We start from the raw sequence: 26,259 nt of genomic DNA, 5'->3' as shown, positions 1-26,259 counted from the left end.
GCAGGCCCCAATCGACTGCGAGCGGCGGCTGCCATGCCGCTGACTTGTGGATGAACCGGGGGACCGCTCGAATCGGCTTCCCCTCCCGATCAAACTCGGATAAAGCTCAAAGCCCATGGCGCGGTACATTTTCATCACCGGCGGCGTGGTTTCATCGCTTGGCAAGGGACTGGCGTCTGCGGCGCTTGGCGCCTTGCTTCAGGCGCGCGGCTACACCGTCCGGCTGCGCAAGCTCGATCCCTATCTCAATATAGACCCGGGGACGATGAGCCCCTACCAGCATGGCGAGGTTTTCGTCACCGACGATGGCGCGGAGACAGACCTCGACCTTGGCCATTATGAGCGCTTTACCGGGCGCCCGGCCATGCGCAACGACAACATCACGACCGGCCGCATCTATCAGGACATCATCGCCAAGGAGCGCCGCGGCGACTATCTCGGCGCGACGGTGCAGGTCATTCCGCACGTGACCAACGCGATCAAGGACTTCGTGCTCGACGGCAATGACGGCGTCGACTTCGTGCTCGTCGAAATCGGCGGCACAGTGGGCGATATCGAGGGCCTGCCGTTCTTCGAGGCGATTCGCCAGCTCGGCAATGATCTGCCGCGCTCCCATGCGATCTATATTCATCTGACTTTATTGCCGTTTATCCCGAGCGCCGGCGAACTGAAAACCAAGCCGACACAGCATTCGGTCAAGGAATTGCGTTCGATCGGGATTCAGCCGCATATCCTGCTTTGCCGGACCGACCGCGAAATTCCGCGCGAGGAGCGGCGCAAGCTCGGGCTGTTCTGTAACGTCCGCGAAAGCGCCGTCATCGAGGCGCGCGACGTCGCCTCGATCTATGACGTTCCACGCGCCTATCACGCCGCCGGCCTCGATCAGGAGGTTCTCGCCGCGTTCGGGATCGAGCCGGCGCCTAAACCCGACATGAGCCGCTGGAACGCCGTGATGGAGCGCATCCACAATCCAGAGGGCGAAGTCACAATCGCCATCGTCGGTAAATACACCGGCCTCAAGGACGCCTATAAATCACTGATCGAGGCGTTGGCGCATGGCGGCATTGCGAACCGCATCAACGTTCGCATCGACTGGATCGAATCAGAGATTTTCGAGAGCGACGATCCCGCCATTTATCTTGACCATGTGCATGGCATTCTCGTTCCGGGCGGCTTCGGCCATCGCGGTGCGGAGGGAAAAATCCTCGCCGCTGGCTTTGCGCGCGAACGCAAGGTGCCTTATTTCGGGATTTGCTTCGGGATGCAGATGGCCGTGATCGAAGCGGCCCGCTCTCTGGCCGGCGTCGCAAAAGCGAATTCGACGGAATTCGGACCAACCAGCGAGCCGGTCGTCGGTCTGATGACAGAATGGATGCGCGGCAATGAATTGCAGATTCGCGCCGCCGAAGGCGATCTCGGCGGCACGATGCGGCTCGGGGCCTATCGGGCGGAACTCGCGCCCGGCTCCAAAATCGCAGGGATTTATGGCGCGACCGAAATTTCAGAGCGCCATCGCCATCGTTATGAGGTCAATACCGCTTATCGCGCCCAGCTTGCTGAAAAAGGGCTGATCTTCGCGGGGCTTTCGCCTGACGGATTGCTGCCGGAAACCATAGAGCTCATGGATCACCCCTGGTTCATCGGCGTGCAATTTCATCCCGAACTCAAATCGCGCCCCTTCGACCCGCATCCGCTGTTTGCGAGTTTTATCGCTGCGGCGCTTGAGCAATCGCGGCTCGTCTGACCTAACCGGGGCAGCGGCGCTTCCGCTATCAACCCCGCCCGCGATAGGGCGGGACGCCCTGATCGGGGAGCCAAAGCCCGGCTGGCGGTTCTCCCGTGGACCAGAAAACGTCGATCGGAATGCCGCCGCGCGGATACCAGTAGCCGCCAATCCTAAACCAGCGCGGCGAAAGGACGGCCACGAGGTCCTTGCCGATGCGCAGGGTACAGTCCTCGTGAAATGCGCCGTGGTTTCGAAACGAGCCCAGATAGAGCTTCAGGGACTTTGATTCGACGAGCCATTCGTCCGGCACGTAATCAATCACGAGAAGCGCGAAATCCGGCTGGCCGGTGACCGGACAGAGCGAGGTAAATTCCGGCGCGGTGAAGCGCGCGAGGTAATGCTCGCTTCGATGCGGATTAGGGACGCGCTCCAGCGTTGCTTCTTCGGGCGAGGCCGGCGCGGCGACGCTGGCGCCCAGCTGACTCGTTCCCGTATGCGTCTTAACCATTTGAACAGCCTCAGCTTGGGCGTGCGGCGTCACGGCCGGTAGGGTAGGGGCCATCGCGCGTCTTCGCACCCGCCTCTAGGCCGATCCCGAGAAAATTTCAATCGGCGCGGCCCGGAATGTATTATCACGATGTAGCAATCATGATGGCAGATAGTGAAATCTGTTATCATGATACATGGATTTGGATCAGCCGCTCCGCTCAGCCTATGCGAATTGCTGAAAGCATTGAGAATGAATGAGAAAGCCCTCACGCCAGACGCCATTCTCGATGCGACGGAGGCAGCGCTGCGCCGGTTTGGGCCGGCCAAGACCAGCGTTATCGACGTTGCCCGGGCTCTGAATGTCAGCCACGGCAGCCTCTACCGCCATTTCGACGGCAAGGCGGAACTGCTCGACGCCGTCGTCGCGCGCTGGCTATCCCGCATGACGGGGCCTCTTTCGGTGATCGCCGCCGAAAGCGGGCCTGCGCCGGAACGCTTGCGGCGATGGTTCGATATCCTCATGGCCTCGGTGCGCGCCAAGGCGGAAAACGATCCAGACCTTTTCGGAACCTACCTGGAACTGGCCCGCTTAGACCGTCCCGTCGTCGCTGACCACCAGGCGAGATTAACGGTGCATGTCGCCAAAATCATCGACGACGGCGTGAAGCAGGCCGCCTTCACGTCCGTCGAATCGGGCATGACGGCCTGCGCTATTCTTGACGCGACGTTGCGGTTTCATCACCCGCTGCACGCGCGCGAATGGGCGCGCCCGGAGATGAAGCTGAATTTCGACGCGGTCTGGCGGCTGATTTCGCGCGGACTTAGCCGGTGAGCAAACAATTAAGACAAATCGCCCGTTTCGTTAACGCGACGCCATTCTGCGCCACTTGGCCTCGATGCGCCGCGAAATCGCCGCGACCCTTGCCTCGTGCGCGGCCCAGAACGCTCGGCTGGTTGACGCGGTGCGAAGCCGCGGCAGGCCGCGCCTTGCCGTTCTGAAAGCGCGCGGCGCCTTCGACTGGATGGACTCGAAAACCATCGGAACCGAGGCCGCCGCCGCGAAGGGAGAGCCGAGCGCGGCAAGGTGCGCCCGCGCCCGCCCGCAATAAGTTGCGGACAGCGGCGACATCTGCTCCTCGCCGTGGCCGGCGCGATATTTCATCAGCGCGCGGCAGAGATCGCCATTGGCGAGCCGCCACGCCTCCGCGAGATAGACGACGCCATAGTGAATATTCACTTCCGGCCTGGCGAGCTCGGTCGCGTCCCCGCGAAAACCGAGCATGGCGGCTGTCTCGGGCCGGACTTGCATCAGTCCGATTTCGCCGACGTCGCCGATCACGGTCGGATCATAGCCGCTTTCAATGGCGACGACGGCGTCGGCTATGTCGGGCGGAAGGCCTGTCTTGTCAGCCTCGCGCCGCAACAAAGCGCGAAAATTTTTCCGCCCATCTGTCGAAGCGGCAGCAAAGGCAGGCTCATGGCGGTCATCGTCCGCATTATCTTGCGCGGTCTTATCTGCGCCGGCCGGCTCGTGACGCCCGGCATCGCCCGGACCGGCTGGCCTTGCGACCGGCAACGGAGCGGTCGGCGCATTGCTCTGCGCCTGAACCTGCGCCGTCAGCGCCACGCAAATGGCTCCGATTGACGCGAAAGCGATTTTGCCTGCCACGTGATGCTCTTGCCTAAGGGTCGCGATGCTGACGCTAACGCGGAATAATTAAAAGGAATCGCTGCATTCAATCCCTCGGCAAGATTTTTCGCGGGCAGAGGGCGTCGCGTAGAAATTTTAGATAGAGGCTTAAAAAATTCCAAGCGCAAGACCCCGTTCAAGCCCTTTTGTCCAGCGAAGCTTCGTCGTAAAAGCCTAAGCCATTCGCCCCAATCGAAAGAAGAGGAAGCCTCCATGACCGCGATCATCGACATTGCCGCCCGTGAGATTTTGGATAGCCGCGGCAATCCAACCGTCGAGGTCGACGTGACTTTGGAGGATGGTTCACACGGCCGCGCCGCCGTGCCGTCCGGCGCTTCGACGGGCGCGCATGAAGCAGTCGAATTGCGCGATGGCGACAAGTCGCGTTTTGGCGGCAAGGGCGTGCTGAAGGCCGTCGAAAGCGTCAACCGGGACATTTTCGATGCTCTAAGCGGCCTCGAGGCGGAAGATCAGGGCAAAATCGACGCGATCATGATTGCGCTCGATGGAACCCCGAATAAAGCAAAGCTCGGCGCCAACGCCATTCTCGGCGTTTCCCTCGCGGTGGCCAAGGCGGCCGCCGACGCCTCCGCATTACCGCTCTATCGCTATATCGGCGGCGTGCAGGCGCATGTGCTGCCCGTTCCGATGATGAATATTATCAATGGCGGCGCGCACGCCGATAATCCGATCGACTTCCAGGAATTCATGATCCTGCCGGTCGGCGCGCCCTCGATCAAAGAGGCCGTGCGCTGGGGCTCCGAAGTGTTCCAGGTGTTGAAGGGCGCTTTGAAAAAGGCGGGACACAACACCAATGTTGGCGATGAAGGCGGTTTTGCGCCTAATCTGCCGTCTGCCGAAGCAGCTCTCGATTTTGTTCTGCGTGCGATCGAAAGCGCCGGCTTCAAACCGGGCGCCGACATCGCGCTCGGCCTCGATTGCGCTGCGACCGAATTCTTCAAGGACGGAGCCTATGTCTATGCTGGCGAGGGGCTTTCCCGTTCGCCGGAGGAACAGGCCCATTATCTCGCAAGACTCGCCGCATCTTATCCAATCGCGACCATCGAGGACGGCATGTCGGAAGACGACTGGGCCGGCTGGAAGATCGTGACGGATCTGATCGGCGGCAAAATCCAGCTCGTCGGCGACGATATTTTCGTCACCAACGTCGAGCGTCTCGCCGAAGGCATCAAAAAAGGCATCGCCAACTCCATTCTCGTCAAGGTCAATCAGATCGGTTCGCTCACCGAGACGCTGGCCGCCGTCGATATGGCGCAGCGCGCCGGCTACACCGCGGTGATGTCGCATCGCTCCGGCGAAACGGAGGATTCGACCATCGCCGATCTGGCTGTTGCGACCAATTGCGGGCAGATCAAGACGGGCTCGCTCGCTCGCTCTGACCGCACCGCAAAATATAACCAGCTCATCCGGATCGAAGAGGAGCTCGGCTCGCAGGCGGTCTACGCGGGACGCAAGGCGCTGAAGGCTTTCGCCTGAGGGCAGGGACCGTTTGAACGACAGCTTCGCCGCGAAAATGTTCGGCGAAGCCCTGGAACCAACGTCGCCTCGAAGGCTTAGGGCGTCACGCTTCAGCTCTTCCAGGCGGCTCCATGCACAACGAAACGTCGCTCGACGCTTTGAATTTCTTTCTCGCCGATGTACGGGAAGGGTTGGGGCCCTACCTCGCGATTTATCTCCTCACGGAGCGTCATTGGCCGGAAGACAGGATCGGGCTGGTCATGACGATCGCCGGCCTTGCCGGCATCATCGCGCAGACGCCGGCCGGAGCGCTGACCGACGTCAGCCGGGCCAAGCGAGCGATCATCATCGCCGCCGCCCTTGTCGTCACCGGCGCGTCGATCATCCTTCCCTATATGACCTCCTTCGTCCTCGTTGCCGGGTCGCAGGCGGCGGCTGGCGCGGCTGGCGTCTTTTTCGCCCCCGCTATCGCAGCGATCACGCTTGGCCTGATGGGCCAGAAGCAATTTACGCGAAGGATCGGCAGGAACGAGTCGTTCAATCATGCCGGCAATGCCTTTCTGGCCGCGGTCGCCGGCGCTTCCGCCTGGAAGTTTGGACTAATGGTCGTTTTCTATCTGATGGCTGTGATGGCCTTGCTTTCGATCGCGAGCGTCCTTGCGGTTAATGCGAAGGCGATCGATCATGACAGGGCGCGCGGGCTTCGCAATGGCGACAGCAAATCGCATGATAGACCTTCCGCCTTCAAAACATTGCTGACCTGCAAGGGGCTCCTGGTTTTCTGCCTTTGCTGTGTAACGTTCCATCTCGCCAACGCCGCCATGCTGCCGCTGGTCGGGCAAAAGCTCGCGCTGGAGGACAAGAATCAGGGCACGGCGCTGATGTCGGCCTGCATCGTCGCGGCGCAGATCGTCATGGTCCCGATGGCGGCGCTCGTCGGGCGAAAGGCCGATAGCTGGGGCCGCAAGCCCCTGTTTCTGGCCGCCTTCGCCATTCTGCCTTTGCGCGGTTTTCTTTATACCCTTTCCGATGACCGCTATTGGCTTGTCGCGGTGCAAACGCTGGACGGTGTGGGGGCGGGCCTTTATGGAGCGCTTTTCGTTATCGTCGTCGCCGATCTGACGCGCGGCGGCGGACACTTCAATCTTGCGCAAGGGGCCGTCATCACTGCGCAAGGCGTAGGGGCGGCGTTAAGCACCTCTCTGGCCGGATTTATCGTCGTGCGCGCCGGATATTCCGCGGCCTTTCTCGCGCTCGGGGCGATAGCGGCTTTCGGCTTTCTGCTGTATTTGTTCGGCATGCCGGAGACGATCGAAGCTGATCGAGGCGAAGGAGAGAAACTTCCAGCGCCGGTCCCGGCTCAATGAGCTTTTCAGCTATCCTTTCGTGGACAGTTGCGCTCGATTGGCGGCGGATCGCAGTCGTCGCGATCTTTTTTGTGACCTTGGCGGGGATCGCTGTCGGCCGGGCGCCCGGCCTGCGGATCGATCGAGCGGGCATGGCGCTCGTCGGCGCCAGCCTGATGCTCGCGACCGGCGCTTTCGGTTTCGAGGACGCGCTCAAAGCGGTCGATCTCGACACGATCGCGCTGCTTCTCGGCATGATGATCATTGTCGCCCAACTGCGCGTTTCTGGTTTTTTCGAACTCGCCGGAAGCTTTGCCTTGCGGCGCGCGCATGGTCCGCTGCTGCTTCTCGCGGCGATTGTCATCGTGACGGGATGCCTCTCGGCCTTTCTCGTCAATGACGCGATCTGTCTCGCGCTGACGCCGCTGGTCATTGACGTGACGCGCAGACTGCGCCGCAATCCGGTTCCCTATCTGCTCGCGGTCGCCATGGCGTCGAATGCGGGAAGCGTTGCGACCTTCACCGGCAATCCGCAGAATATGATGATCGGCGTCGCATCGCATATTCCCTACGCGCAATTCGCTCTTCGCCTGGCGCCGATCGCGGCGGCGGCGCTGCTTTTGACCTTCTGCCTCATAGCGGTCGTGCATCGGCGGGAATTTTCGACGCCATTTTCGGAGGCGGACGGACCGGCGCGGGCTCGCCGCCACCCCTGGCAGATCGGCAAGGCGGCGCTGCTGACGGTTTGCGTCATCATCGCCTTCTTCGCCGGCGCGCCGGTCGCCGAGGCGGCGCTTATCGGCGGATCTCTGCTGCTCGTCTCGCGCGCGGTCAATCCGAAAAAGATCTACGCTGAAATGGATGGAGCTCTTCTTTTGATGTTCGCCGGGCTTTTCATCGTCGTGGCAGGCGCGGAAAAAGCTCTTTTGACGCCGGACGCCCTCGCCGCCGTGGGGCGGCTCCACCTGGAAAATGGCTGGATTTTATCCGGCGTGACCGCGGGCCTTTCCAATCTCATCAGCAATGTTCCGGCCGTGCTGGTTCTGAAGCCCTTTATCGAGGCTTCGCCCAATGCGAATCAGGCCTGGCTTGTCGTCGCCATGAGCTCGACGCTCGCCGGCAATCTCACTCTCGTAGGCTCGATCGCCAATCTGATCGTGGCGGAGCGGGCGAAGCGATCGGACGTGACGATCTCCTTTTTCGACTATTTGAAGGTCGGCCTTCCCCTGACTGTGCTCAGCCTTGGCTTGGGCGCCTTCGCGCTTTCGCGATGAATCGAGGGGGCGTTAATGGATCGCTAACCTTGGTCGGGGAATGTGCCGCAATGGTCATTCGCAGGCGCTGGCGCGCTATCCTCTATCCCTTGTGTCTCTATTGCGTCTCCGGCGCGGCGGGCGGCTATTTTGTATGGCACGCAGTGAACGGCGAGCGCGGGCTGAAAACTCAGGACGAATACCAGCTTAAAATTGAGAGTCTGCAAAAGGAGCTGCGGGGTCTCAAGGCGGACCGGGCCCTTTGGCAGCACAAAATCGAATTGATCAACGGCGCCGTCATTGATCGCGACCTCCTCGACGAAGAGGCGAGGAGTCTTCTCGGACGCGACGATAAGAATGATCTCGTCGTTTTGCTGCCTCATCCCGCGAACTAGGATCGACCCGGCGCCGATTACCCGTGCTCAGGTCAAGACAACGCTTGCTCGGGCATCTCGGTAGGATTATGCGTCAGTGCGGCCGCGAGCCTCTCCTCGAGCCGTAATCAAGGCGTGATCTTCCGCTCTCGCTTTCGGCGAAGAGCTGCGTTAGCTTCCGCTTCATCTTGTGTGTCCGCACTTGCAAAGGGTCTGTCCATGGCCGATGCATCAACCTCCGTCCGCGCCGAATCGAAGTCGCGGAAGGCGACCGACGCCTCTCCTGTCGCGCCTCCCTTCTCGAAAGAGGAAGAACTCAAAGCCTATCGCGAGATGCTGATGATCCGCCGCTTCGAGGAGAAGGCGGGGCAGCTCTACGGCATGGGCCTCATCGGCGGATTTTGCCATCTCTACATTGGGCAGGAGGCTGTCGTCGTCGGCGTCATGATGGCGGCAAAGCCCGGCGATCAGACCATCACGAGTTATCGCGATCATGGCCATATGATCGCCTGCGGCATGGATCCGAAGGGCGTTCTCGCCGAATTGACCGGGCGTAGAGGCGGCCTGTCGAAAGGCAAGGGCGGCTCGATGCACATGTTCTCGAAAGAGAAGAATTTCTATGGCGGCCACGGCATTGTCGGCGCGCAGGTGCCGCTCGGCACCGGGCTCGCCTTCGCCGACCGCTACCGGGCCAACGGGAACGTCTCATACACTTATTTCGGGGATGGCGCGGCCAATCAGGGGCAGGTCTACGAGAGCTTCAACATGGCCGAGCTGTGGAAGCTTCCCGTCGTGTATATCGTCGAGAACAACCGCTATGCGATGGGCACCTCCGTCAAGAGATCTTCGGCCCTGACCGATTTTTCAAAGCGCGGCCAGAGCTTCAATATTCCTGGCGAGCAGGTCGACGGCATGGATGTGCGCGCCGTCAAAGCCGCGACGGACCGCGCGCGTGAATGGTGCGCCGGCGGCAACGGCCCGATCATCCTCGAGATGCAGACCTATCGCTATCGCGGCCATTCCATGTCCGATCCTGCGAAATACCGATCGAAGGAAGAAGTGCAGAAGATGCGCGAGGAGCACGATCCGATCGAGCAAGTGCGCGCGCGCCTGCTCGCAGAACACAAGCTCAGTGAGGATGATCTCAAGGCCATCGACGGCGAGGTTCGCGCCGTCATCGCCGAGGCGGTCGACTTCGCCTCGCATGATCCAGAGCCTGATCCAGCCGAATTGTGGACGGATGTGTTGAAGTAGGCTCCAAAAAAACATTCGAGGGATTTGTTCAAGGAACGCTGATGACAACCAATGTTCTCATGCCCGCGCTTTCGCCGACCATGGAGCAGGGCAAGCTCGCGAAATGGCTGAAAAAAGAGGGCGATTCGGTGCGTTCCGGCGATATCCTCGCCGAGATCGAAACCGATAAGGCGACAATGGAGGTCGAAGCGGTCGATGAAGGCACGCTTGCCAAGATCCTCGTTCCCGATGGAACCGACAATGTCGCAGTGAATACGCCAATCGCCGTCATCGCGGGCGCGGGCGAAGACGCCGCAGCGGCCGCCGCTCCCGCACCCCTCCCCAATGGCGGGACCGCGGCCCCGGCCGCCGAACCCGCCGCGGCAAAACCGGCGTCGAGCGCACCCCTTTTCGCGGCGCCCGCAGTGGCCGCCGTCCCACGCGCCCCCGAATATCCTGAAGGGACCGAGATGGTCTCAATGACCGTCCGCGAAGCGTTGCGCGACGCCATGGCCGAGGAAATGCGCCGCGACGAAAGCGTTTTCGTCATGGGCGAAGAAGTCGCCGAATATCAAGGCGCCTATAAAATCACACAAGGACTATTGCAGGAATTCGGCGACAGGCGCGTTGTCGACACGCCGATCACGGAACATGGTTTTGCCGGCCTTGGCGTCGGCGCCGCTATGGCGGGTCTGCGCCCGATCGTCGAATTTATGACCTTCAACTTCGCCATGCAGGCGATGGATCAGATCATCAATTCCGCCGCCAAGACACTCTACATGTCGGGCGGACAGATGGGCTGCCCGATCGTTTTCCGCGGCCCGAACGGCGCGGCGGCGCGCGTCGCCGCCCAGCACAGCCAAGATTATACCGCCTGGTTCTCGCATGTGCCAGGTCTCAAGGTCGTCGCTCCCTACACCGCCGCGGACGCCAAGGGCCTTCTGAAAAGCGCCATCCGCGACCCCAATCCGGTGATCTTTCTCGAAAACGAGATCCTCTATGGGCACAGCTTCGACGTGCCGAAGATCGATGATTTCGTCGTGCCGATCGGCAAGGGCCGCATTGCACGCGCCGGCAAGGACGTGACCCTCGTCTCCTTCAGTATCGGCATGGTTTACGCCTTAAAGGCGGCCGAGGAACTGGCGAAGGAAGGCATCGAGGCCGAGGTCATTGATCTACGCAGCATTCGTCCAATGGATACGGAGCTGATCATTGAATCCGTGAAAAAGACCGGCCGCTGCGTGACGATCGAAGAAGGCTGGCCGCAGAGCGGTGTTGGCGCGGAAATCGTGGCGCTGCTGATGGAGCGCGCCTTTGATTATCTCGACGCCCCTGTCGTGCGGGTCAGCGGCAAGAATGTGCCGATGCCTTACGCCGCCAACCTCGAAAAGCTCGCGCTCCCCAACGCGGGTGAAGTCGTCGCGGCGGCGAAAGCCGCGCTTTATCGATGAGCCGTATGGAGAAGTTTTTCATGCGCGACATCATAGAAACCAGCTAACAATTTGTTTTGATTCATTTTCTTGAGGTTGGCGTTCTCCGCCTCAGTTGAAGATGGCCCCATCGACGTCGGCGTCCAGCTCGAAATGTGAGCCTCCCATGCCTATCAATATCCTGATGCCCGCGCTTTCCCCGACCATGGAAAAAGGCAATCTCAGCCGATGGCTGAAAAAGGAAGGCGACACGGTCAAGTCCGGCGACATTCTCGCCGAGATCGAGACGGACAAGGCGACGATGGAGGTCGAAGCCGTGGACGAAGGCGTCCTCGCCAAGATCGTCGTTCCGGACGGAACGGCTGATGTCGCCGTCAATGACGTCATCGGCGTCATCGCAGGCGATGGCGAGGACGCAGCATCCGCCGCGCCGGCCGCTGCGCCAAAGGCCGCGCCGCCGACGACGGTTTCTGCCCCGGCTCCCGCCACCGTCGCCCCGGCGCCAGGCGCCGCTCCTTTGGGCGCCAGCGTCAACGGGCATGCAGGACCGCGCATTTTCGCTTCGCCGCTCGCACGACGCATTGCGAAAACGGAAGGCCTGGATCTTTCGGCTATCGCCGGTTCAGGGCCGCATGGCCGCGTCATCGAGCGGGACGTCAAGGCGGCGCTAACTCAGCCACGCCCGCAAACAGCTAAGGCCCCGGCCGCTCCCACGCCGACAATGCCGGCGCCTACGCCAGCCTCGGACGACGCCATCCGGAAACTCTTTCAGCCTGGGTCTTACGACGAGACGCCGCATGATTCCATGCGCAAGACCATCGCGCGTCGCCTTGTCGAGGCGAGCCAGACGATTCCGCATTTCTATCTTTCGGTAGACTGCGATCTTGACGCTCTCCTCGCCCTGCGCGAGAGCATCAACGCGAGCGCGCCACGCGATAAGGACGGCAAGCCAGCCTACAAAATCTCGGTGAATGATTTCATCATCAAGGCTCTGGCGCTCGCACTTATTCGCGTGCCGGACGCCAATGTGACCTGGACCGAAGCCGCTATGCTGAAACATAAGCATGCCGACGTTGGCGTCGCCGTTTCGATCCCCGGCGGCCTGATCACGCCGGTCATTCGCTCCGCAGACACGAAAAGCCTCTCGACGATCTCGAACGAGATGAAGGATTTCGCCGCCCGCGCGAAAGCTCGGAAATTGAAGCCTGAGGAGTATCAGGGCGGCTCGTCCTCGGTCTCCAATCTCGGCATGATGGGGATCAAGTCCTTTTCCGCAATCATCAATCCGCCGCAGGCCTCGATCCTCGCCGTCGGAGCGGGCGAGCAGCGCGTCATCGTCAAGGATGGCGCGCCCGCGGTCGCAACCCTGATGAGCGCGACCCTCTCGACCGACCATCGCGCCATCGACGGCGCCCTCGGCGCAGAACTCATCGGCGCGTTCAAGCATCTGATCGAGCGCCCCATGGGGATGCTCGTCTAGTTTTTCCTCCGAAACGAGTCCGCAATGGCAGACCCATACGACATTCTCATCATCGGCGGCGGGCCTGGCGGCTATGTCGCAGCCATCCGCGCCGCCCAGCTTGGCTTCCGCACGGCCGTCGTAGAGCGCGAGCATCTTGGCGGCATCTGCCTCAACTGGGGCTGCATCCCGACCAAAGCCCTGCTGCGGTCGGCCGAAATTTTCCACTACATGCATCACGCCAAGGACTATGGTCTGGCGCTTGAGGGCAAGGCGGGCGCCGACGCCGGCGCGGTGGTCAAGCGCTCGCGCGCCATTTCCGCGCAGCTGAACGGGGGCGTCGGATTCCTGATGAAGAAGAACAAGATCGACGTCATCTGGGGCGAGGCGACGATCACCAAGGCCGGCGAAGTTGTTGTGAGCGCCTCGAAAAAGCCTGCTGTGCAACCGCAAAACCCCGTTCCCAAAGGCGTCCTCGGCGAGGGGGCGTATCGGGCGAAGGACATCATAATTGCAACCGGCGCGCGGCCCCGCGTGCTCCCTGGCATTGAGCCGGACGGCAAGCTGATCTGGACCTATTTCGAGGCGATGAAGCCGGAGGCGTTTCCGAAAAGCCTGATCGTCATGGGCTCAGGCGCGATCGGCATTGAATTCGCCTCATTCTATCGAACCATGGGCGCGGAAGTGACCGTCGTCGAAGTACTGCCGCAAATTTTGCCGGTCGAGGATGCTGAAATCGCGGGGCTCGCGCGCAAACGGTTCGAAAAGCAGGGGATCAAGATATTCACCGCGACCAAAGTGACGAAGGTCGAGAAGAAGGCGGACAGCCTCGTCGCCACGATCGAGGACGCCAAGGGCGCGACCCAGACACTTGCCGCCGAGCGCATGATCTCGGCGGTCGGCGTCGTGGGCAATATTGAAAATCTTGGGCTCGAAGCGCTTGGCGTCGTCGTCGATCGCGGAATCATCAAAGCCGATGGCGTCGGCCGCACCAATGTCGCTGGCGTCTATGCGATCGGTGATGTCGCTGGGCCGCCGATGCTTGCGCATAAGGCCGAGCATGAGGGGGTTATCTGCGTCGAAGCGATCAAGGGACTCCATCCCCACCCGATGGATAAGCTCATGATCCCGGGCTGCACTTATTGCAATCCGCAGGTCGCTTCCGTCGGGCTGACCGAGGCCAAGGCCAAAGAGGCGGGATATGACGTGAAAGTCGGTCGCTTCCCGTTTGTTGGCAACGGCAAGGCCATCGCGCTCGGCGAACCCGATGGGCTGGTCAAAACGATCTTCGACGCCAAATCCGGCAAGCTCCTCGGCGCTCACATGGTCGGCGCGGAAGTGACCGAATTGGTCCAGGGCTTCGTTGTCGCCATGAATTGCGAGACGACCGAGGAAGAGCTGATCAACTCGGTCTTTCCACATCCGACGCTTTCAGAGATGATGCATGAAAGCGTGCTCGACGCTTATGGGCGCGTGATACATATGTAGTTGCGGTCGCGGGTAGGCGGCAGGGAAACGCAGATATGACGGAAGCATCCGACCTCTCCGAACTCGTGGAAGACGCGAAGGCGCAGGAAGCCCACGCGAGCCAACCGCTGCGCCATCCTGAAAAGGCGCATCGCCCCGATCAGCCGGTGTTGCGCAAGCCGGAATGGATAAGGGTCAGAGCGCCGGGTTCGCCCGAATGGGCCGCGACGCAAAAAATCGTCAAGGATCACAAGCTCGTCACCGTGTGCGAGGAGGCCGGCTGCCCGAATATCGGCGAGTGCTGGGCGAAAAAGCACGCGACTTTCATGATCATGGGCGACACCTGCACGCGGGCTTGCGCCTTCTGCAACGTCAAAACCGGAATGCCGCGCGCTCTTGATGCCAATGAACCAGGGAGAGTGGCGGACGCCGTGGCGAAACTCGGCCTCTCACATGTCGTCATCACGTCAGTCGATCGCGATGACCTTGCGGATGGCGGCGCGCGCCATTTTGCGCAGGTGATCGAGGCGATCAGGACCGCCAGCCCGAGGACGACGATCGAGGTGCTGACGCCCGATTTCCTGCGCAAGCCCGGCGCCCTCGAGGCTGTCGTCGCGGCGAGACCCGACGTGTTCAACCATAATCTTGAGACTGTCCCCTCAAAATATCTGACGGTTCGTCCGGGCGCGCGCTATTTCCACTCGATCCGGCTGCTGCAGAGGGCAAAAGAGCTCGATCCGACGATTTTTACCAAATCTGGCATCATGGTCGGCCTCGGCGAGGAGCGCCATGAAGTGCTCCAACTGATGGACGATCTGCGCAGCGCCGATGTGGACTTCATGACCATCGGCCAATATCTGCAGCCGAGCAAAAAGCATCACGCCGTCGAGCGTTTCGTGACGCCGGAGGAGTTCAGCTCTTATGCCGCCATCGGACACGCGAAAGGCTTTCTCCTGGTTTCCTCGTCTCCCCTGACGCGTTCCTCGCATCATGCGGGAGAGGATTTCGCCAAGCTGAAGTCGCAACGGCAGGCGCGGCGCCCGGCCTTGCAGCGTGGCGCCTGAGCCGCTAGATCAGTTCCGATTTTCCAAAGCAAAGCATGCTCTTTGCGCGTTGCCCGCGCAAAATGGCCGCATGTTGCTTTAAGGGGCATTTGTGACGAGGCATGCCTTCCTTCCGAACGACCCGCAGGGTTCGCCATAGCGCGACAGAAATGTTCGACCTTGTCGCGGACATTGAAGCTTATCCGCAATTCGTGCCTTTGTGCCTCGGGCTCGAGATTCGCAGACGCACGGAGAACGACGGCGTCGTGACAAAGGTCGCGGATATGTCGGTCGGCTACAGAGCGATCCGCGAAACTTTTACGAGCCGCGTCGCCTGCGACCCCGCAAAACGTGAAATCTTTGTCGAATATATCGACGGGCCTTTCAGGCATCTTGAAAACCGATGGAGTTTTCGCGAACAGGCCTCCGGCGTCTGCGTCGTCGAATTTGAGATCGCTTATGAATTCAAAAGCCGTGCTTTGAGCCTTTTGATGGGCGGCATGTTCGACACGGCGTTTCGCAAATTCTCGGAGGCCTTCGAGCGCCGCGCTGATGTTGTGTACGGCGCGCCGTGACGCGCCGAGGTCAGCCTGTTTCCACGGCCCTGAACAAAAGATCGAGCGCCACGGCGACAGACGCGGCCCGCACATTGGATCGTCCGAGGTCGCCAAATCGCTTTTCGAGCGTCCGCGTCTCGCCGCCACGGCGCGCAACGCCGAAATAAACGAGTCCGACGGGCTTTGCAGGCGAACCACCGCCCGGACCGGCGATCCCAGTCACGGAAACGGCGACGTCCACAGGCGAATTCCCCAGCACCCCGACCGCCATCGCCGCCGCGACATCGGCGCTGACGGCGCCGAAGCGCTCAAGAAGCGCGCTGTCAACGCCAAGACAGGCCGTCTTGGCGGCATTCGAATAGGTGACGAAGCCGCGCTCGAATACCTCGGAGGAGCCGGCTATGGAGGTGAGAAGGCCCGCGACGAGGCCGCCGGTGCAGGATTCCGCGCTTCCCAAAAGAAGTCGCTGTTCGCGATAGAGCGCGATCAGCGCTTCGGCCCGGCGGATCAGCTTGTCGTCGAACATTGAGAACGCCTTAAAGCGGCAAGCGAATGGTCGCAATGGCGATCGAGGCGATGCCTTCTCCGCGCCCGGTAAAACCGAGGCGTTCGCTGGTTGTCGCCTTGACCGCCACCCGGTCCAGGGGAACGTCAATGATCGCCGCGATGCTGGCGCGGATCGCCTCGCGATGAGGGCCGACTTTCGGCCGTTCACAGACAAGCGTCGCGTCGATATGCGCGATCATGCCGCCGCGCTCACGCACCTTGGCCGCCGCGGCTGCGAGGAAAATTTTTGAGGCGGCGCCGCGCCATTGCGGATCGGAAGGCGGAAAATGACTGCCGATATCGCCGTCCGCGAGGGCGCCGAGCAGCGCATCGGTGATCGCGTGACTTAATACGTCGGCGTCGGAATGGCCGACAAGCCCATGATCGTGCGGTACTTTCAAACCGCCCAGCCAGATGTGATCGCCCGGCCCGAATGCATGCACGTCATAACCCTGACCCGTCCTGATGTCCTGCAGGTCCCGGATCAGCCTCGCCTCCGCGGCTACGACGTCCTCGGCGCTGGTTATTTTCATATTTCCTGCGTCTCCTTCGAAAACATGGACACGGTGGCCGACCCATTCGGCGATGGCGGCGTCATCAGTCAGTTCGTTCGCGCCCGCCGCCGCGGCCTTCCGGTGCGCCGCGAGAATTAGATCGAAATCAAACGCCTGTGGCGTCTGCACCGCCCGCAGCCGCGCACGCGGCGGCGTCCGGGCGATGAAATCGTCGTCGGCGATCTCCTTGATGGTGTCCGTAACGACAACACCCGGAATTGCGGCCCCATGAGCTTTCGCCGCCAGAATTGCGCGGCAAATTAATTTATCGCTCGCAAAAATACGTGCAGCATCATGAATAAGAACGATTTTTGGTCTTTTATTCCGGTCTAGGTCGAGCGCTTCAAGCCCCGCCCGAACGCTTTCCTGCCGCGTCGCCCCACCGAAAATCGGAGCTCTCAAATTCTGCGCCTGCGCGCCGAGGCTCGCGACGCTCTCTCTATAAAGCTCGATATCATCCGCGTGAATGACTGGCGCGATGAGCGCGTGAGGCGCGGCGCGAAGCAGCGCCGATAAATTATGGGCGAGCATGGTTCGGCCGGCGAGCGGCCGGTATTGCTTAGGACGGCCCGCGCCGACGCGTGAGCCTCGGCCGGCGGCGACGACGAGAATGGCCAATTCCGCGCCATATAAGGGAGATCGAGCGTTCATGAACCTTGAGAAGAGCTGGATTGCATCAGCGTTGTAGGAGCATGGAAATTAACTGCGCTGTTCCTGTCGCTTTTCCAGCCCTGCGTCAATTTCTCCGTCCAGCCATCCTGAACCATTTTATTCCATTGTCGCGATGCACAAATTGATTATGATATAGGCATGAGCGATAGTGCTAAGAATTTAGGCAATCCCGATCAGGCTGCCCACCTTCGGATCGGCGCCCTTTGCGTCGAGGGCCGAGCCATGCTGGCTCCCATGTCAGGGGTCACAGATCTCGCAATGCGCCGACTGGCGCGGCGCTTTGGAGCCTCTTTTGTAGTCTCCGAAATGGTCGCCGCCGACGCCTATGTAAGGGGCGACGCGGCCAATCGCCTGAAGGCGGAAGGGCGCGGCGTCGATCCGCATGTCGTGCAAATCGCCGGTTGCGCGCCCGCGGCCATGGCGGAAGCGGCGCGGATTGCTGAGGATTGCGGAGCCGCGATGGTCGACATCAACATGGGGTGCCCGGCGAAAAAAGTGACGACCGGCTACGCCGGGTCGCATTTGATGCGCGACCTCCCTCTTGCGCTTGACTTGATCAGAGCCACTGTTGGCGCCGTTCGCATCCCCGTAACGCTCAAAATGCGGCTGGGCTGGGACGAGGGCTCGATCAATGCGCCTGAGCTTGGCCGCCTCGCTGAATCGGAGGGCGTCGCCATGTTGACGGTTCACGGCCGCACCCGCTGTCAGTTTTATGCCGGCAAGGCCAATTGGCGAGCGATCCGTGACGTTAAGGCGGCGGTGAGGATTCCGGTTGTCGCAAATGGCGATTGCGCCAGCCTGGCCGACGCGGCCGCGATGCTTGCCGCCTCTGGCGCGGATGCGGTCATGATCGGGCGATCGGCCGTGGGGCGTCCGTGGTTCGTTGGCGACGCCGCGCATTTTCTCGCGCATCGATCAATGCGTCCCGAGCCCTCGCGCGAGGCGCGACGCGACGCGGCGTTGGAGCATTACGAGGGAATCCTCGAACTGTTCGGCGCGGAGCAAGGGCTCCGCCACGCAAGGAAGCATCTGGCGGCTTATGCGCAATGGTCCGGGGCAGGGACCTTGCGCCAGCGCCTTGTCACGGCCGAGGATCCGGCGATCGTCAGATCTCTTTTGCGCGAGGCTTTCGAGGCGCCAGCCCAGGCGGAGGCGGCATAATGGCGACGCTTTGGGCTGCCCGCAACGATGAACCCACGCCGATCGCTCCGGCGGGGTTCGACGCTACTCGACTTTTGGACGCATTGCCTCATCCGGTGCTCGCCGTTCGGCCGGACGGCGCGATCGCCGACGCCAATGTCGCTTCGGAAACTTTCTTCGGCATGAGCCGGGAATCGATGCGCCAGCTTAACTTGAGTCAGTTCGTCGTCCGCGGCTCTCCGCTCCTCGAATTCGTCGAGCAGGTAAAGGCCACCGGCGCCGCCTTCAATGGCTATCGCGTCGAACTCGGCCTCGCCAAAGGCGGACCGGTCGATCTTCTGGTCGATATTTTCGTGACGCCGCTGGCGGAGCCGCAAAACGGCGTCGTCGTGATGCTGCAGGAACGTTCGCTGACGGACAAGATGGAGCGGCAGCTCAATCACCGCGGCGGCGCGCGTTCGGTCGCCGCGATGGCCTCGATGCTCGCGCATGAAATCAAGAACCCGCTGTCTGGCATCAGAGGCGCGGCGCAACTGCTTGAAATTGATGCAAATGATTCAGACCGTGCTCTGACGCGCCTGATTTGCGAGGAAACCGACCGGATCGTAAAGCTCGTCGACCGGATGAGCGCCTTTTCGGATGGGCGGCCAATCGAGCGGGAGAGCGTCAATATTCACGCCATTCTCGATCACGTGAAGAAGGTGGCGCAGGCCGGATTCGCCCGCAACATCCGCTTCCACGAGATCTACGATCCCTCGCTGCCGCCCGTGCTCGGCAACAGGGATCAGCTCGTGCAGATGTTCCTCAATCTCGTGAAAAACGCCGCCGAAGCGATCGGCGAAGGAGGCGATGGCGACATCGAATTATCGACGGCGTTCAGGCCGGGCGTGCGAATGCAGATTCCCGGCTCCAAAAAGCCTGTCAGCCTGCCACTTGAATGTTGTGTACGCGACAATGGTCCAGGCATCCCTCCCGAAGTAATGCCCTATTTGTTCGATCCATTCATCACCACCAAAGCCAGCGGAAGTGGCCTTGGACTTGCATTGGTAGCCAAGATTATTGGCGATCATGGCGGCACTATTGAATGTGAGTCCGCGACGAGGCGCACCACATTCCGTGTTCTCATGCCGATGTATTCGCCACGCGATGGTCGGGGCGCGCCACGCAGCTGAGGTCAGTTTGCGCCGGCGTATCCCACCCGGGTCAACGCCCGATGAAACCACGCGTATGCATGGCGTGATCGCGCATTCGCGATCGACGCTCGCCCTGAAGGAGAGGCTTGGGTAATGGCGACCGGAAACATCCTCATTGCTGACGACGACACGGCGATCCGCACAGTGCTGAGCCAGGCTCTCTCACGGGCCGGCTATGACGTGCGGGCGACCGGCACGGCGGCGACTCTGTGGCGCTGGGTTCAGTCCGGCGACGGAGACCTCGTCATCACCGACGTCGTGATGCCGGACGAAAACGCCTTCGAACTGCTTCCCAAAATGAAAAAGTTGCGGCCAGATCTGCCGATCATCGTCATGAGCGCGCAAAACACCTTCATGACCGCGATCAAGGCGTCCGAACGGGGCGCTTATGATTATCTGCCAAAACCTTTCGATCTGCGCGAACTTGTCTCGATCGTCGGGCGCGCGATGAGCGAACCCAAGAACCGGGTCAAAGTCGAGCGCAACGAAGAGCTGGAAGGCATGCCGCTCGTCGGACGTTCGCCGGCCATGCAGGAAATCTATCGGTCTCTCGCGCGCCTGATGCAGACCGATCTGACCGTCATGATCAGCGGCGAATCCGGCACCGGCAAGGAGCTCGTGGCGCGCGCGCTTCATGATTATGGCAAACGCAAGAAGGGTCCGTTCGTCGCGATCAACATGGCGGCGATTCCGCGCGATCTGATCGAGAGCGAGCTGTTCGGACATGAGAAGGGCGCTTTCACGGGCGCGAACCAGCGCTCGGCGGGGCGTTTCGAGCAGGCCGAGGGCGGCACTTTATTTCTCGATGAAATCGGCGACATGCCTATGGAGGCGCAGACCCGGCTGCTGCGCGTGCTTCAGCAAAGCGAATATACGACCGTTGGCGGCCGCATGCCGATCAAGACCAATGTGCGCATCATCGCCGCGACGAACAAAGACCTTCTGGTGTTGATCCAGCAGGGACTCTTCCGCGAGGATCTGTTCTTCCGCCTCAATGTCGTGCCCTTGCGTCTGCCGTCTCTGCGCGAACGCATCGAGGATATCGGCGATCTAGCGCAGCATTTCTTCACGCTCGCCGCGAGCGAGGGTTTGCCGCTGAAACATATCGAGCCCGACGCTCTCGAACGGCTGAAGCGCTATCGTTGGCCGGGCAATATACGCGAACTTGAAAATCTGACGCGGCGGCTCGCCGCTCTTTATCCGCAGGAAGCGGTGACGGCTCAGCTGATTGACATGGAGCTCGCCATCAATGCGCCGGCTTTGACGCAAGGCTTCGCGCCGGCAGGGGCCGCGCGCCCGCAGGAGCCGGAGCGCGCCGCGACGCTGGCAAGCGCCATGGAGCGGCACCTTTCCGAACTGTTTCGCGGACACGGAGACAGCCTGCCGCCCCCTGGCCTCTACCATCGCATCCTGCGTGAGCTGGAATACCCGCTGATTTCCGCAGCGCTGGCGGCTACACGCGGCAATCAGATCAAAGCGGCGGAACTCCTCGGGCTAAACCGGAACACGCTGCGCAAAAAGGTGCGCGATCTCGACATTCGGCTTATGCGCTCGCCACGATAATTTGGAACGAGAGTCGCTTCGCAATCTGAGCTCCCGGAGCCTGCTCGAAGCGTGAGAAAATGCGCCTGCGTTCTCAAAGGCTTGCGGCCGTCCCCTAAAAATGGGCCGGCGCTGGCTCGCTACGGCCTTGGCTCTGGCCGTCGAAATGTCGTAATCATGCAACACCGTGGCATAAAGGCAACTGGGATTCGCTCATTTGCAGCCCTAGTCCTGATCTGACCCTCGATGAGCGACAAAACAAAAGCACGAGCCCTATCCGGCGCCTCTCACAGCGATCGTCGCTTTACCGTGCGGTTCGGTCCCGCGGCCGTCATTGCTGTGCTGCTCGTCGCGCTCGGCAGCTTCCTGATCTTTGCCGGCTTTACCCCGATTGCTCCGACAGGCGGGGTGCTGTTCTGGCTGTTGGTCGCCAATGTCCTTGGCATCTTTCTCGTCTTCTGCTTCATCGTCGTCGAGGCCTATTCGCTTTTCAAAGCGCGGCGCGCGGGCGTCGCCGGCGCGCAGCTGCATATCCAGATCGTCGCGCTGTTTTCGATCGTCGCCGCCGCGCCCGCGTTGCTGATGGCCTGGGTCGGATCGGTGACCCTGGAGCGTAGCCTCAATCCCGCCTTCATGCGCGACGGCAAAGCCTTCGTGCAGACGACGATCGACGCCGCGCGGCTGTTTCGGGAGGCGCAATGCAAGTCGCTGTTGCAGGAAGCGCGGCTGACGGCGTCCGATCTCGACCGCGCCAAGCTCATGTTCGAGGTCGATCGACCGCTGTTTCGCGACTTCTTCACCTCGCGCGCCCGCTTTCTCGGCTTCACCGCGGCGGCGCTTTTGAAATCCGACGGCTCCATCGTCGAGAAAATCGACACGGGCGCGCTGATCGGCAATAGCGTCGCCCGGCCGGAGGCCAATGATTTTGAAGACGCGCGAAAGAACGAACCTTTATGCCTTGTGCTCGACGAGGGGAGAACATTCGTCGCCCTGCGCGCGCTGATTTCCTTCCAGGACACTTTCCTCTACGTGGCGCGGCCAGTCGATCCATTCACGGTGGAATTTCCCCGCCAAGCCACCAAGCTCGTCGCGCTCTACGACGGCTTCGACATGCATCGGCGCAGCATTCAGATCGCTTTCGCGACGATGTTCATTCTGATCGCCCTGATCATGCTTTTGTCGGCGACCTGGCTCGGCCTGTCCTTCGCCAATCGCCTTGTCGCGCCAATCAGGCGCCTGATCGCCGCGACGGATCAGGTCTCATCCGGCAATCTCAATGTTCAGGTCGCTGTGCGAAAATCGGAAGGGGATCTCGCCCATCTCGGCGAGACGTTCAATAAAATGACCTCCGAGCTGCGGCTGCAGCAGAGCAGGCTCATCGCGGCCAGTAACCTCATCGACGAGAGACGTCTCTTCACCGAGGCGGTTCTGTCCGGCGTTCCCGTCGCCGTCGTCGGCGTCGGCGCCAAAGGCGAAATCACAGTGCTCAACCCGTCCGCCGAACGGCTGATCCCTCCGGCGGGGGAGGGCGCGACCGCGATCGTCGGTCAGGCGGTCGATGCCGTCCTGCCGGAGATCAGGGAAGCTTTCGCAGAAGCGCGCGCCGGCCTGTCGCGCTTGGCGCCGACCGAGATCTCGCTGTCGCGCGGCGGTCTCGACAGGCTGTTCAGCGTCAGCATCACCAGCGCCCCGACAGGCCGCGCCGACAAGAGCTATATCGTCACGCTCGACGACATCACCGACCTTGTGAGCGCGCAACGGACCGCCGCCTGGGCCGACGTCGCGCGCCGCATCGCGCATGAAATCAGAAACCCGCTGACGCCCATTCAGCTTTCGGCCGAACGCCTGAAACGCAAATACGGGCGCCTCATCACGCAGGACCGCGATATTTTCGATCAATGCACCGATACGATCGTGCGGCAGGTGGACGACATTAAGCGTATGGTGGATGAATTCTCGTCGTTCGCCCGCATGCCGAAGCCCCGCGTGGAAAACAATGATCTTGGCGAATGCATTCGCCGGGTCCTTTTCCTGATGCGCGTCGCGCATCCAAGCATCGTCATTGAGGACCATTTGCCCGACCAGCCGGTGCTCGGCCATTTCGATCGACGGCTTTTGTCCCAAGCCTTGACCAACATCGTAAAGAACGCGACTGAAGGGATCGAAGCTTATGCGGGCGACGCCAGCTTCGAAGGACATATTTCCGTCTTCCTCTCCGTCGCCGCGGAGATCGTGTTCATCGATGTTGTCGACAATGGCAAAGGCTTCCCAAAAGACAACCGGCAACGGCTGCTTGAGCCTTACATGACGACGCGGGCGGAGGGCACGGGACTTGGGCTTCCGATCGTCGCCAAGATCCTTGCCGATCATGGCGGCGGACTCGAGTTGCGCGACGCCCCGAAAGGGCGCGGCGCCTGGGTGCGTTTGTATTTCCCGATAAACGGAGAAACGGGCGCCGATCGCGGCGGCTCCGATCAAGCCGCAGCCGGTGAAGATCAGCCGGGCCCTTCGGCTCACGCCGCGAACGCGGCCGCAACACAAGGATCGTGAAGGACACTCATGGCGAGCGACATCCTGATCGTAGATGATGAAGCCGACATTCGCGACATCGTGTCGGGGATCCTGTCCGACGAAGGGCACGGCGCTCGAACGGCGAAGAACTCGGACGAGGCGCTCGCCGCGATCGAAGCGCGCCGGCCCAGTCTCGTCTTTCTCGATATCTGGCTGCAGGGCTCAAAGCTCGACGGCCTTCAGATCCTGCGCATCATCAAGGAACAGCATCCTCTGCTTCCGGTGGTGATGATTTCCGGGCACGGGAATATCGAGACGGCGGTCTCGGCGATCAAACTCGGCGCTTATGATTTCATCGAGAAGCCGTTCAAGGCCGATCGGCTGGTCCTCGTCGCCGAACGCGCGCTCGAGGCCTCGCGGCTGAAGCGGGAAGTCAGCGAATTGCGCACAAGGGCAGGGGCGGTCAACAAGATCATCGGCCACTCGACCGCCATCAATCAATTGCGGCAAACCATCGACCGGGTTGGCCCGGCCAACTCGCGCGTCCTCATCACCGGCGCGCCCGGCTCAGGAAAGGAGCTCGCGGCGCGCTCGATCCATGACGTCTCTGCGAGAGCGAGCGGTCCCTTCGTCGTGATCAATTCGGCGACCATCGCGCCCGAGACCATGGAGATCGAGCTTTTCGGCGTCGAAGGCAAAGATGGGGCAGGCCGCAAGATCGGCGCCCTCGAAGAAGCTCACGGCGGCACGCTCTATCTCGATGAAATCGCCGATATGCCGAGAGAGACGCAGGGCAAAATTCTTCGCGTGCTGGTGGAGCAGAATTTTCAGCGGGTCGGCGGCGTCACGCGAGTGCACGTCGATGTCCGCATCATCTCGTCGAGTTCGCGCGATCTCGCCCTTCTCATCGCCGATGGATCGTTTCGAGAAGATCTGTTCCATCGTCTGGCGGTCGTCCCGGTGCGCGTGCCGGCTCTGTCCGAACGGCGTGAAGACATTTCGGAGCTCATCGCTTTCTTCATGGAGCAGGTTTCGACGACGACGGGAATGCCCAAGCGCGTCATCGCGGACGACGCCATGGCGGTGCTGCAATCGCATGATTGGCCGGGCAATATCCGGCAGCTTCGCAACAATGTGGAGCGTTTGATGATTCTCGCGGCCGGCGATCCGGACGCCGCGATCACCGCCGATATGCTGCCCTCTGAGATCGGCGCTCTGGTCCCTTCAACGCCGAATGGCGCGGGCGGCGAAAAGCTGATGAGCCTTCCCCTCCGCGACGCGCGCGAAGTCTTTGAGCGGGAATATCTCGTCGCCCAGATCAATCGGTTCGGCGGCAATATTTCGAGAACCGCCGAATTCATCGGCATGGAGCGCTCGGCCCTGCATCGGAAGCTGAAGTCGCTGCGGGTCGACTAGCCTTTAGGCTAACCCCGCTCGGAGCATCGTCATTATGGAAGATCTCGCCGCCGAACAGCCACGCGGCGTTTCGCACCGAGAGCTCTTCGCCGCGTTTTTCAAGATCGGCATATGCGGCTTTGGCGGCGTCGCTGGCTGGGTGCGCCCTATCATCGTCGACGAGCGGGGTTGGCTGAATGACCGCGAATTCGCCGAGCTGCTGGGGGCCTCGAGCGTTCTGCCGGGCGCCAACACGGTCAATCTCGCGGTCATGCTCGGGGATCGCTTTCAGGGCGCGTCGGGCGCCGCGACTGCGCTTGTCGCCCTGTTGCTTGCTCCGCTTGCGATCCTGATCGGCATCGCTTCGCTTTATGATCATTTCGCAATGCAGCCAGAGGTCAGAAGCGCGCTCGCCGGGGCCGCGGCGGCGACGGCGGGACTCGTCCTCGGCAATGCCTATAAATTGATCAAGGCGCTTCGGGGCGACGTCCTCGCGCTTGCGATCGCCGCCTTCACCTTCGCGTCGGCCGGATTTTTTCATTTGTCCTTGCTGGTCATCTTGGCGATCACGATTCCGGGCAGTGTTCTTCTCTTTGTCCTCTACGGGCGCCGCAGCTGATGCGATCGGCGCTGTCGCAGCTCGCGATCACTTTTTGCGTGCTCTCGCTCGGGGCCGTCGGGGGCGCGAATGCGACCCTGCCGGAATTGCACCGTCAGATGGTCGGCGCCCTGCATCTGATGGACGACGCGACATTTGCTCGCCTCGTCGCGCTCGCGCAGACCGCGCCGGGCCCCAACGTCATCGTTATGAGCTTGATGGGCTGGCATGTCGCCGGCGCGGCCGGCCTCTGCGTCGCGACAGTTGCGATGATCGCACCCTCCTCGCTGATCGCATTCGGCGCCGAACGGTCTCTTCGCCGCTTTTCAGCGAGCCGCGCCATTTTGATCTTGAAGAGGGCCCTTGCTCCGATCGCCGTTGGCTTGATGTGCGCCAGCGGCCTCATTCTCGCGCGCGCCGCCGATAGCGGCGGCTTGACGATTGCGCTCACAGGCGGCATGACCTTGCTCAGCGGGTTGACGCGGATCAATCCTTTGTACGGCATCGCTGCCGGCGCCATCCTTGGGCTGGCGACCCAGCGTCTTGGCCTTTCTTTCTGAAC

Annotated in this window: 23 protein-coding genes; 19 read left to right on the top strand and 4 right to left on the bottom strand. The window is 61.5% G+C overall.

Annotation, left to right across the window (positions count from 1 at the left end; all coding sequences use genetic code 11):
* The first annotated feature begins 115 nt into the window (after window positions 1-115).
* Complete coding sequence (locus MPC4_RS19600) at window positions 116-1,744, top strand: CTP synthase (RefSeq protein WP_174514006.1); 1,629 nt, start codon at window positions 116-118, stop codon at window positions 1,742-1,744.
* Between the two features lie 28 nt (window positions 1,745-1,772).
* Here MPC4_RS19600 and queF read toward each other — a convergent pair whose 3' ends face one another.
* Window positions 1,773-2,234, bottom strand: a complete 462-nt coding sequence (gene queF / locus MPC4_RS19595; protein ID WP_174514005.1) for a preQ(1) synthase — start codon at window positions 2,232-2,234, stop codon at window positions 1,773-1,775.
* Between the two features lie 231 nt (window positions 2,235-2,465).
* Between queF and MPC4_RS19590 the strand changes: the two genes are divergently transcribed.
* Window positions 2,466-3,047 carry a TetR/AcrR family transcriptional regulator gene (locus MPC4_RS19590; protein ID WP_174514004.1) on the top strand — a complete coding sequence of 194 codons (582 nt, stop codon included), beginning with the start codon at window positions 2,466-2,468 and terminating at the stop codon, window positions 3,045-3,047.
* Between the two features lie 30 nt (window positions 3,048-3,077).
* Here MPC4_RS19590 and MPC4_RS19585 read toward each other — a convergent pair whose 3' ends face one another.
* A complete protein-coding gene (locus MPC4_RS19585; RefSeq protein WP_244629123.1) occupies window positions 3,078-3,884 on the bottom strand; it encodes a lytic transglycosylase domain-containing protein in 807 nt (268 codons plus the stop codon).
* 234 nt (window positions 3,885-4,118) lie between these two features.
* Here MPC4_RS19585 and eno point away from each other — a divergent pair, with 234 nt between their 5' ends.
* The 10 genes from eno (at window position 4,119) to MPC4_RS19535 (ending at window position 15,564) form a co-directional block, all read left to right on the top strand.
* Complete coding sequence (eno, locus tag MPC4_RS19580; protein ID WP_174514003.1) at window positions 4,119-5,402, top strand: phosphopyruvate hydratase; 1,284 nt, start codon at window positions 4,119-4,121, stop codon at window positions 5,400-5,402.
* A gap of 113 nt (window positions 5,403-5,515) precedes the next feature.
* Window positions 5,516-6,751: an MFS transporter gene (locus MPC4_RS19575; protein WP_174514002.1), complete on the top strand. Its 1,236-nt coding sequence runs from the start codon at window positions 5,516-5,518 to the stop codon at window positions 6,749-6,751.
* Window positions 6,748-8,004: an ArsB/NhaD family transporter gene (locus MPC4_RS19570; RefSeq protein ID WP_174514001.1), complete on the top strand. Its 1,257-nt coding sequence runs from the start codon at window positions 6,748-6,750 to the stop codon at window positions 8,002-8,004. Before MPC4_RS19575 ends, MPC4_RS19570 begins: the two co-directional genes overlap by 4 nt.
* A 50-nt stretch (window positions 8,005-8,054) precedes the next feature.
* A complete protein-coding gene (locus MPC4_RS19565; protein WP_174514000.1) occupies window positions 8,055-8,378 on the top strand; it encodes an FtsB family cell division protein in 324 nt (107 codons plus the stop codon).
* 198 nt (window positions 8,379-8,576) lie between these two features.
* Window positions 8,577-9,611 carry a pyruvate dehydrogenase (acetyl-transferring) E1 component subunit alpha gene (gene pdhA / locus MPC4_RS19560; RefSeq protein ID WP_174513999.1) on the top strand — a complete coding sequence of 345 codons (1,035 nt, stop codon included), beginning with the start codon at window positions 8,577-8,579 and terminating at the stop codon, window positions 9,609-9,611.
* A 41-nt stretch (window positions 9,612-9,652) separates the two neighbouring features.
* Window positions 9,653-11,041, top strand: coding sequence for a pyruvate dehydrogenase complex E1 component subunit beta (locus tag MPC4_RS19555; RefSeq protein ID WP_174513998.1), 1,389 nt, complete (start codon window positions 9,653-9,655; stop codon window positions 11,039-11,041).
* A gap of 145 nt (window positions 11,042-11,186) precedes the next feature.
* Window positions 11,187-12,500 carry a pyruvate dehydrogenase complex dihydrolipoamide acetyltransferase gene (locus MPC4_RS19550; RefSeq protein ID WP_174513997.1) on the top strand — a complete coding sequence of 438 codons (1,314 nt, stop codon included), beginning with the start codon at window positions 11,187-11,189 and terminating at the stop codon, window positions 12,498-12,500.
* Window positions 12,501-12,524: 24 nt separating this feature from the next.
* Window positions 12,525-13,967: a dihydrolipoyl dehydrogenase gene (gene lpdA, locus MPC4_RS19545; protein ID WP_174513996.1), complete on the top strand. Its 1,443-nt coding sequence runs from the start codon at window positions 12,525-12,527 to the stop codon at window positions 13,965-13,967.
* Between the two features lie 35 nt (window positions 13,968-14,002).
* Window positions 14,003-15,010 carry a lipoyl synthase gene (gene lipA / locus MPC4_RS19540; RefSeq protein ID WP_174513995.1) on the top strand — a complete coding sequence of 336 codons (1,008 nt, stop codon included), beginning with the start codon at window positions 14,003-14,005 and terminating at the stop codon, window positions 15,008-15,010.
* Window positions 15,011-15,111: 101 nt separating this feature from the next.
* On the top strand, window positions 15,112-15,564 hold the full coding sequence (locus MPC4_RS19535; RefSeq protein ID WP_174513994.1) for a type II toxin-antitoxin system RatA family toxin: 453 nt from the start codon (window positions 15,112-15,114) through the stop codon (window positions 15,562-15,564).
* A gap of 10 nt (window positions 15,565-15,574) precedes the next feature.
* On the opposite strand, the gene MPC4_RS19530 is transcribed toward MPC4_RS19535, so the two are convergent.
* Both MPC4_RS19530 and MPC4_RS19525 read right to left on the bottom strand, forming a co-directional pair.
* A complete protein-coding gene (locus MPC4_RS19530; RefSeq protein ID WP_174513993.1) occupies window positions 15,575-16,072 on the bottom strand; it encodes a CinA family protein in 498 nt (165 codons plus the stop codon).
* A 10-nt stretch (window positions 16,073-16,082) separates the two neighbouring features.
* The gene (locus MPC4_RS19525) at window positions 16,083-17,297 is read right to left on the bottom strand and encodes a bifunctional 2-C-methyl-D-erythritol 4-phosphate cytidylyltransferase/2-C-methyl-D-erythritol 2,4-cyclodiphosphate synthase (protein ID WP_174513992.1); all 1,215 of its coding nucleotides are present in this window, start codon (window positions 17,295-17,297) and stop codon (window positions 16,083-16,085) included.
* A gap of 159 nt (window positions 17,298-17,456) precedes the next feature.
* Between MPC4_RS19525 and dusB the strand changes: the two genes are divergently transcribed.
* The 7 genes from dusB to MPC4_RS19490 all read left to right on the top strand — a co-directional run bounded on the left by dusB (window position 17,457) and on the right by MPC4_RS19490 (window position 26,257).
* Window positions 17,457-18,479, top strand: coding sequence for a tRNA dihydrouridine synthase DusB (gene dusB, locus MPC4_RS19520; RefSeq protein WP_174513991.1), 1,023 nt, complete (start codon window positions 17,457-17,459; stop codon window positions 18,477-18,479).
* Window positions 18,479-19,630: a two-component system sensor histidine kinase NtrB gene (locus tag MPC4_RS19515; protein WP_174513990.1), complete on the top strand. Its 1,152-nt coding sequence runs from the start codon at window positions 18,479-18,481 to the stop codon at window positions 19,628-19,630. The genes dusB and MPC4_RS19515 overlap by 1 nt, the downstream gene beginning before the upstream one ends.
* A gap of 114 nt (window positions 19,631-19,744) precedes the next feature.
* Window positions 19,745-21,214 (top strand): nitrogen regulation protein NR(I), encoded by a 1,470-nt coding sequence (gene ntrC / locus MPC4_RS19510; protein ID WP_134487786.1) that lies wholly within the window; start codon window positions 19,745-19,747, stop codon window positions 21,212-21,214.
* 225 nt (window positions 21,215-21,439) lie between these two features.
* Window positions 21,440-23,743 (top strand): sensor histidine kinase NtrY-like, encoded by a 2,304-nt coding sequence (locus MPC4_RS19505; protein ID WP_134487789.1) that lies wholly within the window; start codon window positions 21,440-21,442, stop codon window positions 23,741-23,743.
* Between the two features lie 9 nt (window positions 23,744-23,752).
* Window positions 23,753-25,120: a nitrogen assimilation response regulator NtrX gene (gene ntrX / locus MPC4_RS19500; RefSeq protein ID WP_134487791.1), complete on the top strand. Its 1,368-nt coding sequence runs from the start codon at window positions 23,753-23,755 to the stop codon at window positions 25,118-25,120.
* 34 nt (window positions 25,121-25,154) lie between these two features.
* Window positions 25,155-25,718: a chromate transporter gene (locus MPC4_RS19495; protein ID WP_174513989.1), complete on the top strand. Its 564-nt coding sequence runs from the start codon at window positions 25,155-25,157 to the stop codon at window positions 25,716-25,718.
* Window positions 25,718-26,257: a chromate transporter gene (locus MPC4_RS19490; RefSeq protein ID WP_174513988.1), complete on the top strand. Its 540-nt coding sequence runs from the start codon at window positions 25,718-25,720 to the stop codon at window positions 26,255-26,257. The genes MPC4_RS19495 and MPC4_RS19490 overlap by 1 nt, the downstream gene beginning before the upstream one ends.
* Window positions 26,258-26,259 lie beyond the last annotated feature (2 nt).

The organism is Methylocella tundrae (genome assembly GCF_901905185.1).
GTDB lineage: Bacteria > Pseudomonadota > Alphaproteobacteria > Rhizobiales > Beijerinckiaceae > Methylocapsa > Methylocapsa tundrae.
The sequence above is the reverse complement of the archived record's forward strand: the minus strand, read 5'-3'. Positions and strand labels throughout refer to the sequence as shown.

Coding starts and splice junctions, on each gene's coding strand:
- MPC4_RS19600 (WP_174514006.1), top strand. CDS start 116: ATGGCGCGGTACATTTTCATCACCGGCGGCGTGGTTTCATCGCTTGGC.
- eno (WP_174514003.1), top strand. CDS start 4,119: ATGACCGCGATCATCGACATTGCCGCCCGTGAGATTTTGGATAGCCGC.
- MPC4_RS19505 (WP_134487789.1), top strand. CDS start 21,440: ATGAGCGACAAAACAAAAGCACGAGCCCTATCCGGCGCCTCTCACAGC.
- queF (WP_174514005.1), bottom strand. CDS start 2,234: ATGGTTAAGACGCATACGGGAACGAGTCAGCTGGGCGCCAGCGTCGCC.
- MPC4_RS19550 (WP_174513997.1), top strand. CDS start 11,187: ATGCCTATCAATATCCTGATGCCCGCGCTTTCCCCGACCATGGAAAAA.
- lipA (WP_174513995.1), top strand. CDS start 14,003: ATGACGGAAGCATCCGACCTCTCCGAACTCGTGGAAGACGCGAAGGCG.
- ntrX (WP_134487791.1), top strand. CDS start 23,753: ATGGCGAGCGACATCCTGATCGTAGATGATGAAGCCGACATTCGCGAC.
- MPC4_RS19590 (WP_174514004.1), top strand. CDS start 2,466: ATGAATGAGAAAGCCCTCACGCCAGACGCCATTCTCGATGCGACGGAG.
- pdhA (WP_174513999.1), top strand. CDS start 8,577: ATGGCCGATGCATCAACCTCCGTCCGCGCCGAATCGAAGTCGCGGAAG.
- MPC4_RS19575 (WP_174514002.1), top strand. CDS start 5,516: ATGCACAACGAAACGTCGCTCGACGCTTTGAATTTCTTTCTCGCCGAT.
- MPC4_RS19530 (WP_174513993.1), bottom strand. CDS start 16,072: ATGTTCGACGACAAGCTGATCCGCCGGGCCGAAGCGCTGATCGCGCTC.
- MPC4_RS19565 (WP_174514000.1), top strand. CDS start 8,055: ATGGTCATTCGCAGGCGCTGGCGCGCTATCCTCTATCCCTTGTGTCTC.
- MPC4_RS19525 (WP_174513992.1), bottom strand. CDS start 17,297: ATGAACGCTCGATCTCCCTTATATGGCGCGGAATTGGCCATTCTCGTC.
- MPC4_RS19515 (WP_174513990.1), top strand. CDS start 18,479: ATGGCGACGCTTTGGGCTGCCCGCAACGATGAACCCACGCCGATCGCT.
- MPC4_RS19555 (WP_174513998.1), top strand. CDS start 9,653: ATGACAACCAATGTTCTCATGCCCGCGCTTTCGCCGACCATGGAGCAG.
- MPC4_RS19490 (WP_174513988.1), top strand. CDS start 25,718: ATGCGATCGGCGCTGTCGCAGCTCGCGATCACTTTTTGCGTGCTCTCG.
- lpdA (WP_174513996.1), top strand. CDS start 12,525: ATGGCAGACCCATACGACATTCTCATCATCGGCGGCGGGCCTGGCGGC.
- MPC4_RS19495 (WP_174513989.1), top strand. CDS start 25,155: ATGGAAGATCTCGCCGCCGAACAGCCACGCGGCGTTTCGCACCGAGAG.
- MPC4_RS19535 (WP_174513994.1), top strand. CDS start 15,112: ATGCCTTCCTTCCGAACGACCCGCAGGGTTCGCCATAGCGCGACAGAA.
- dusB (WP_174513991.1), top strand. CDS start 17,457: ATGAGCGATAGTGCTAAGAATTTAGGCAATCCCGATCAGGCTGCCCAC.
- ntrC (WP_134487786.1), top strand. CDS start 19,745: ATGGCGACCGGAAACATCCTCATTGCTGACGACGACACGGCGATCCGC.
- MPC4_RS19570 (WP_174514001.1), top strand. CDS start 6,748: ATGAGCTTTTCAGCTATCCTTTCGTGGACAGTTGCGCTCGATTGGCGG.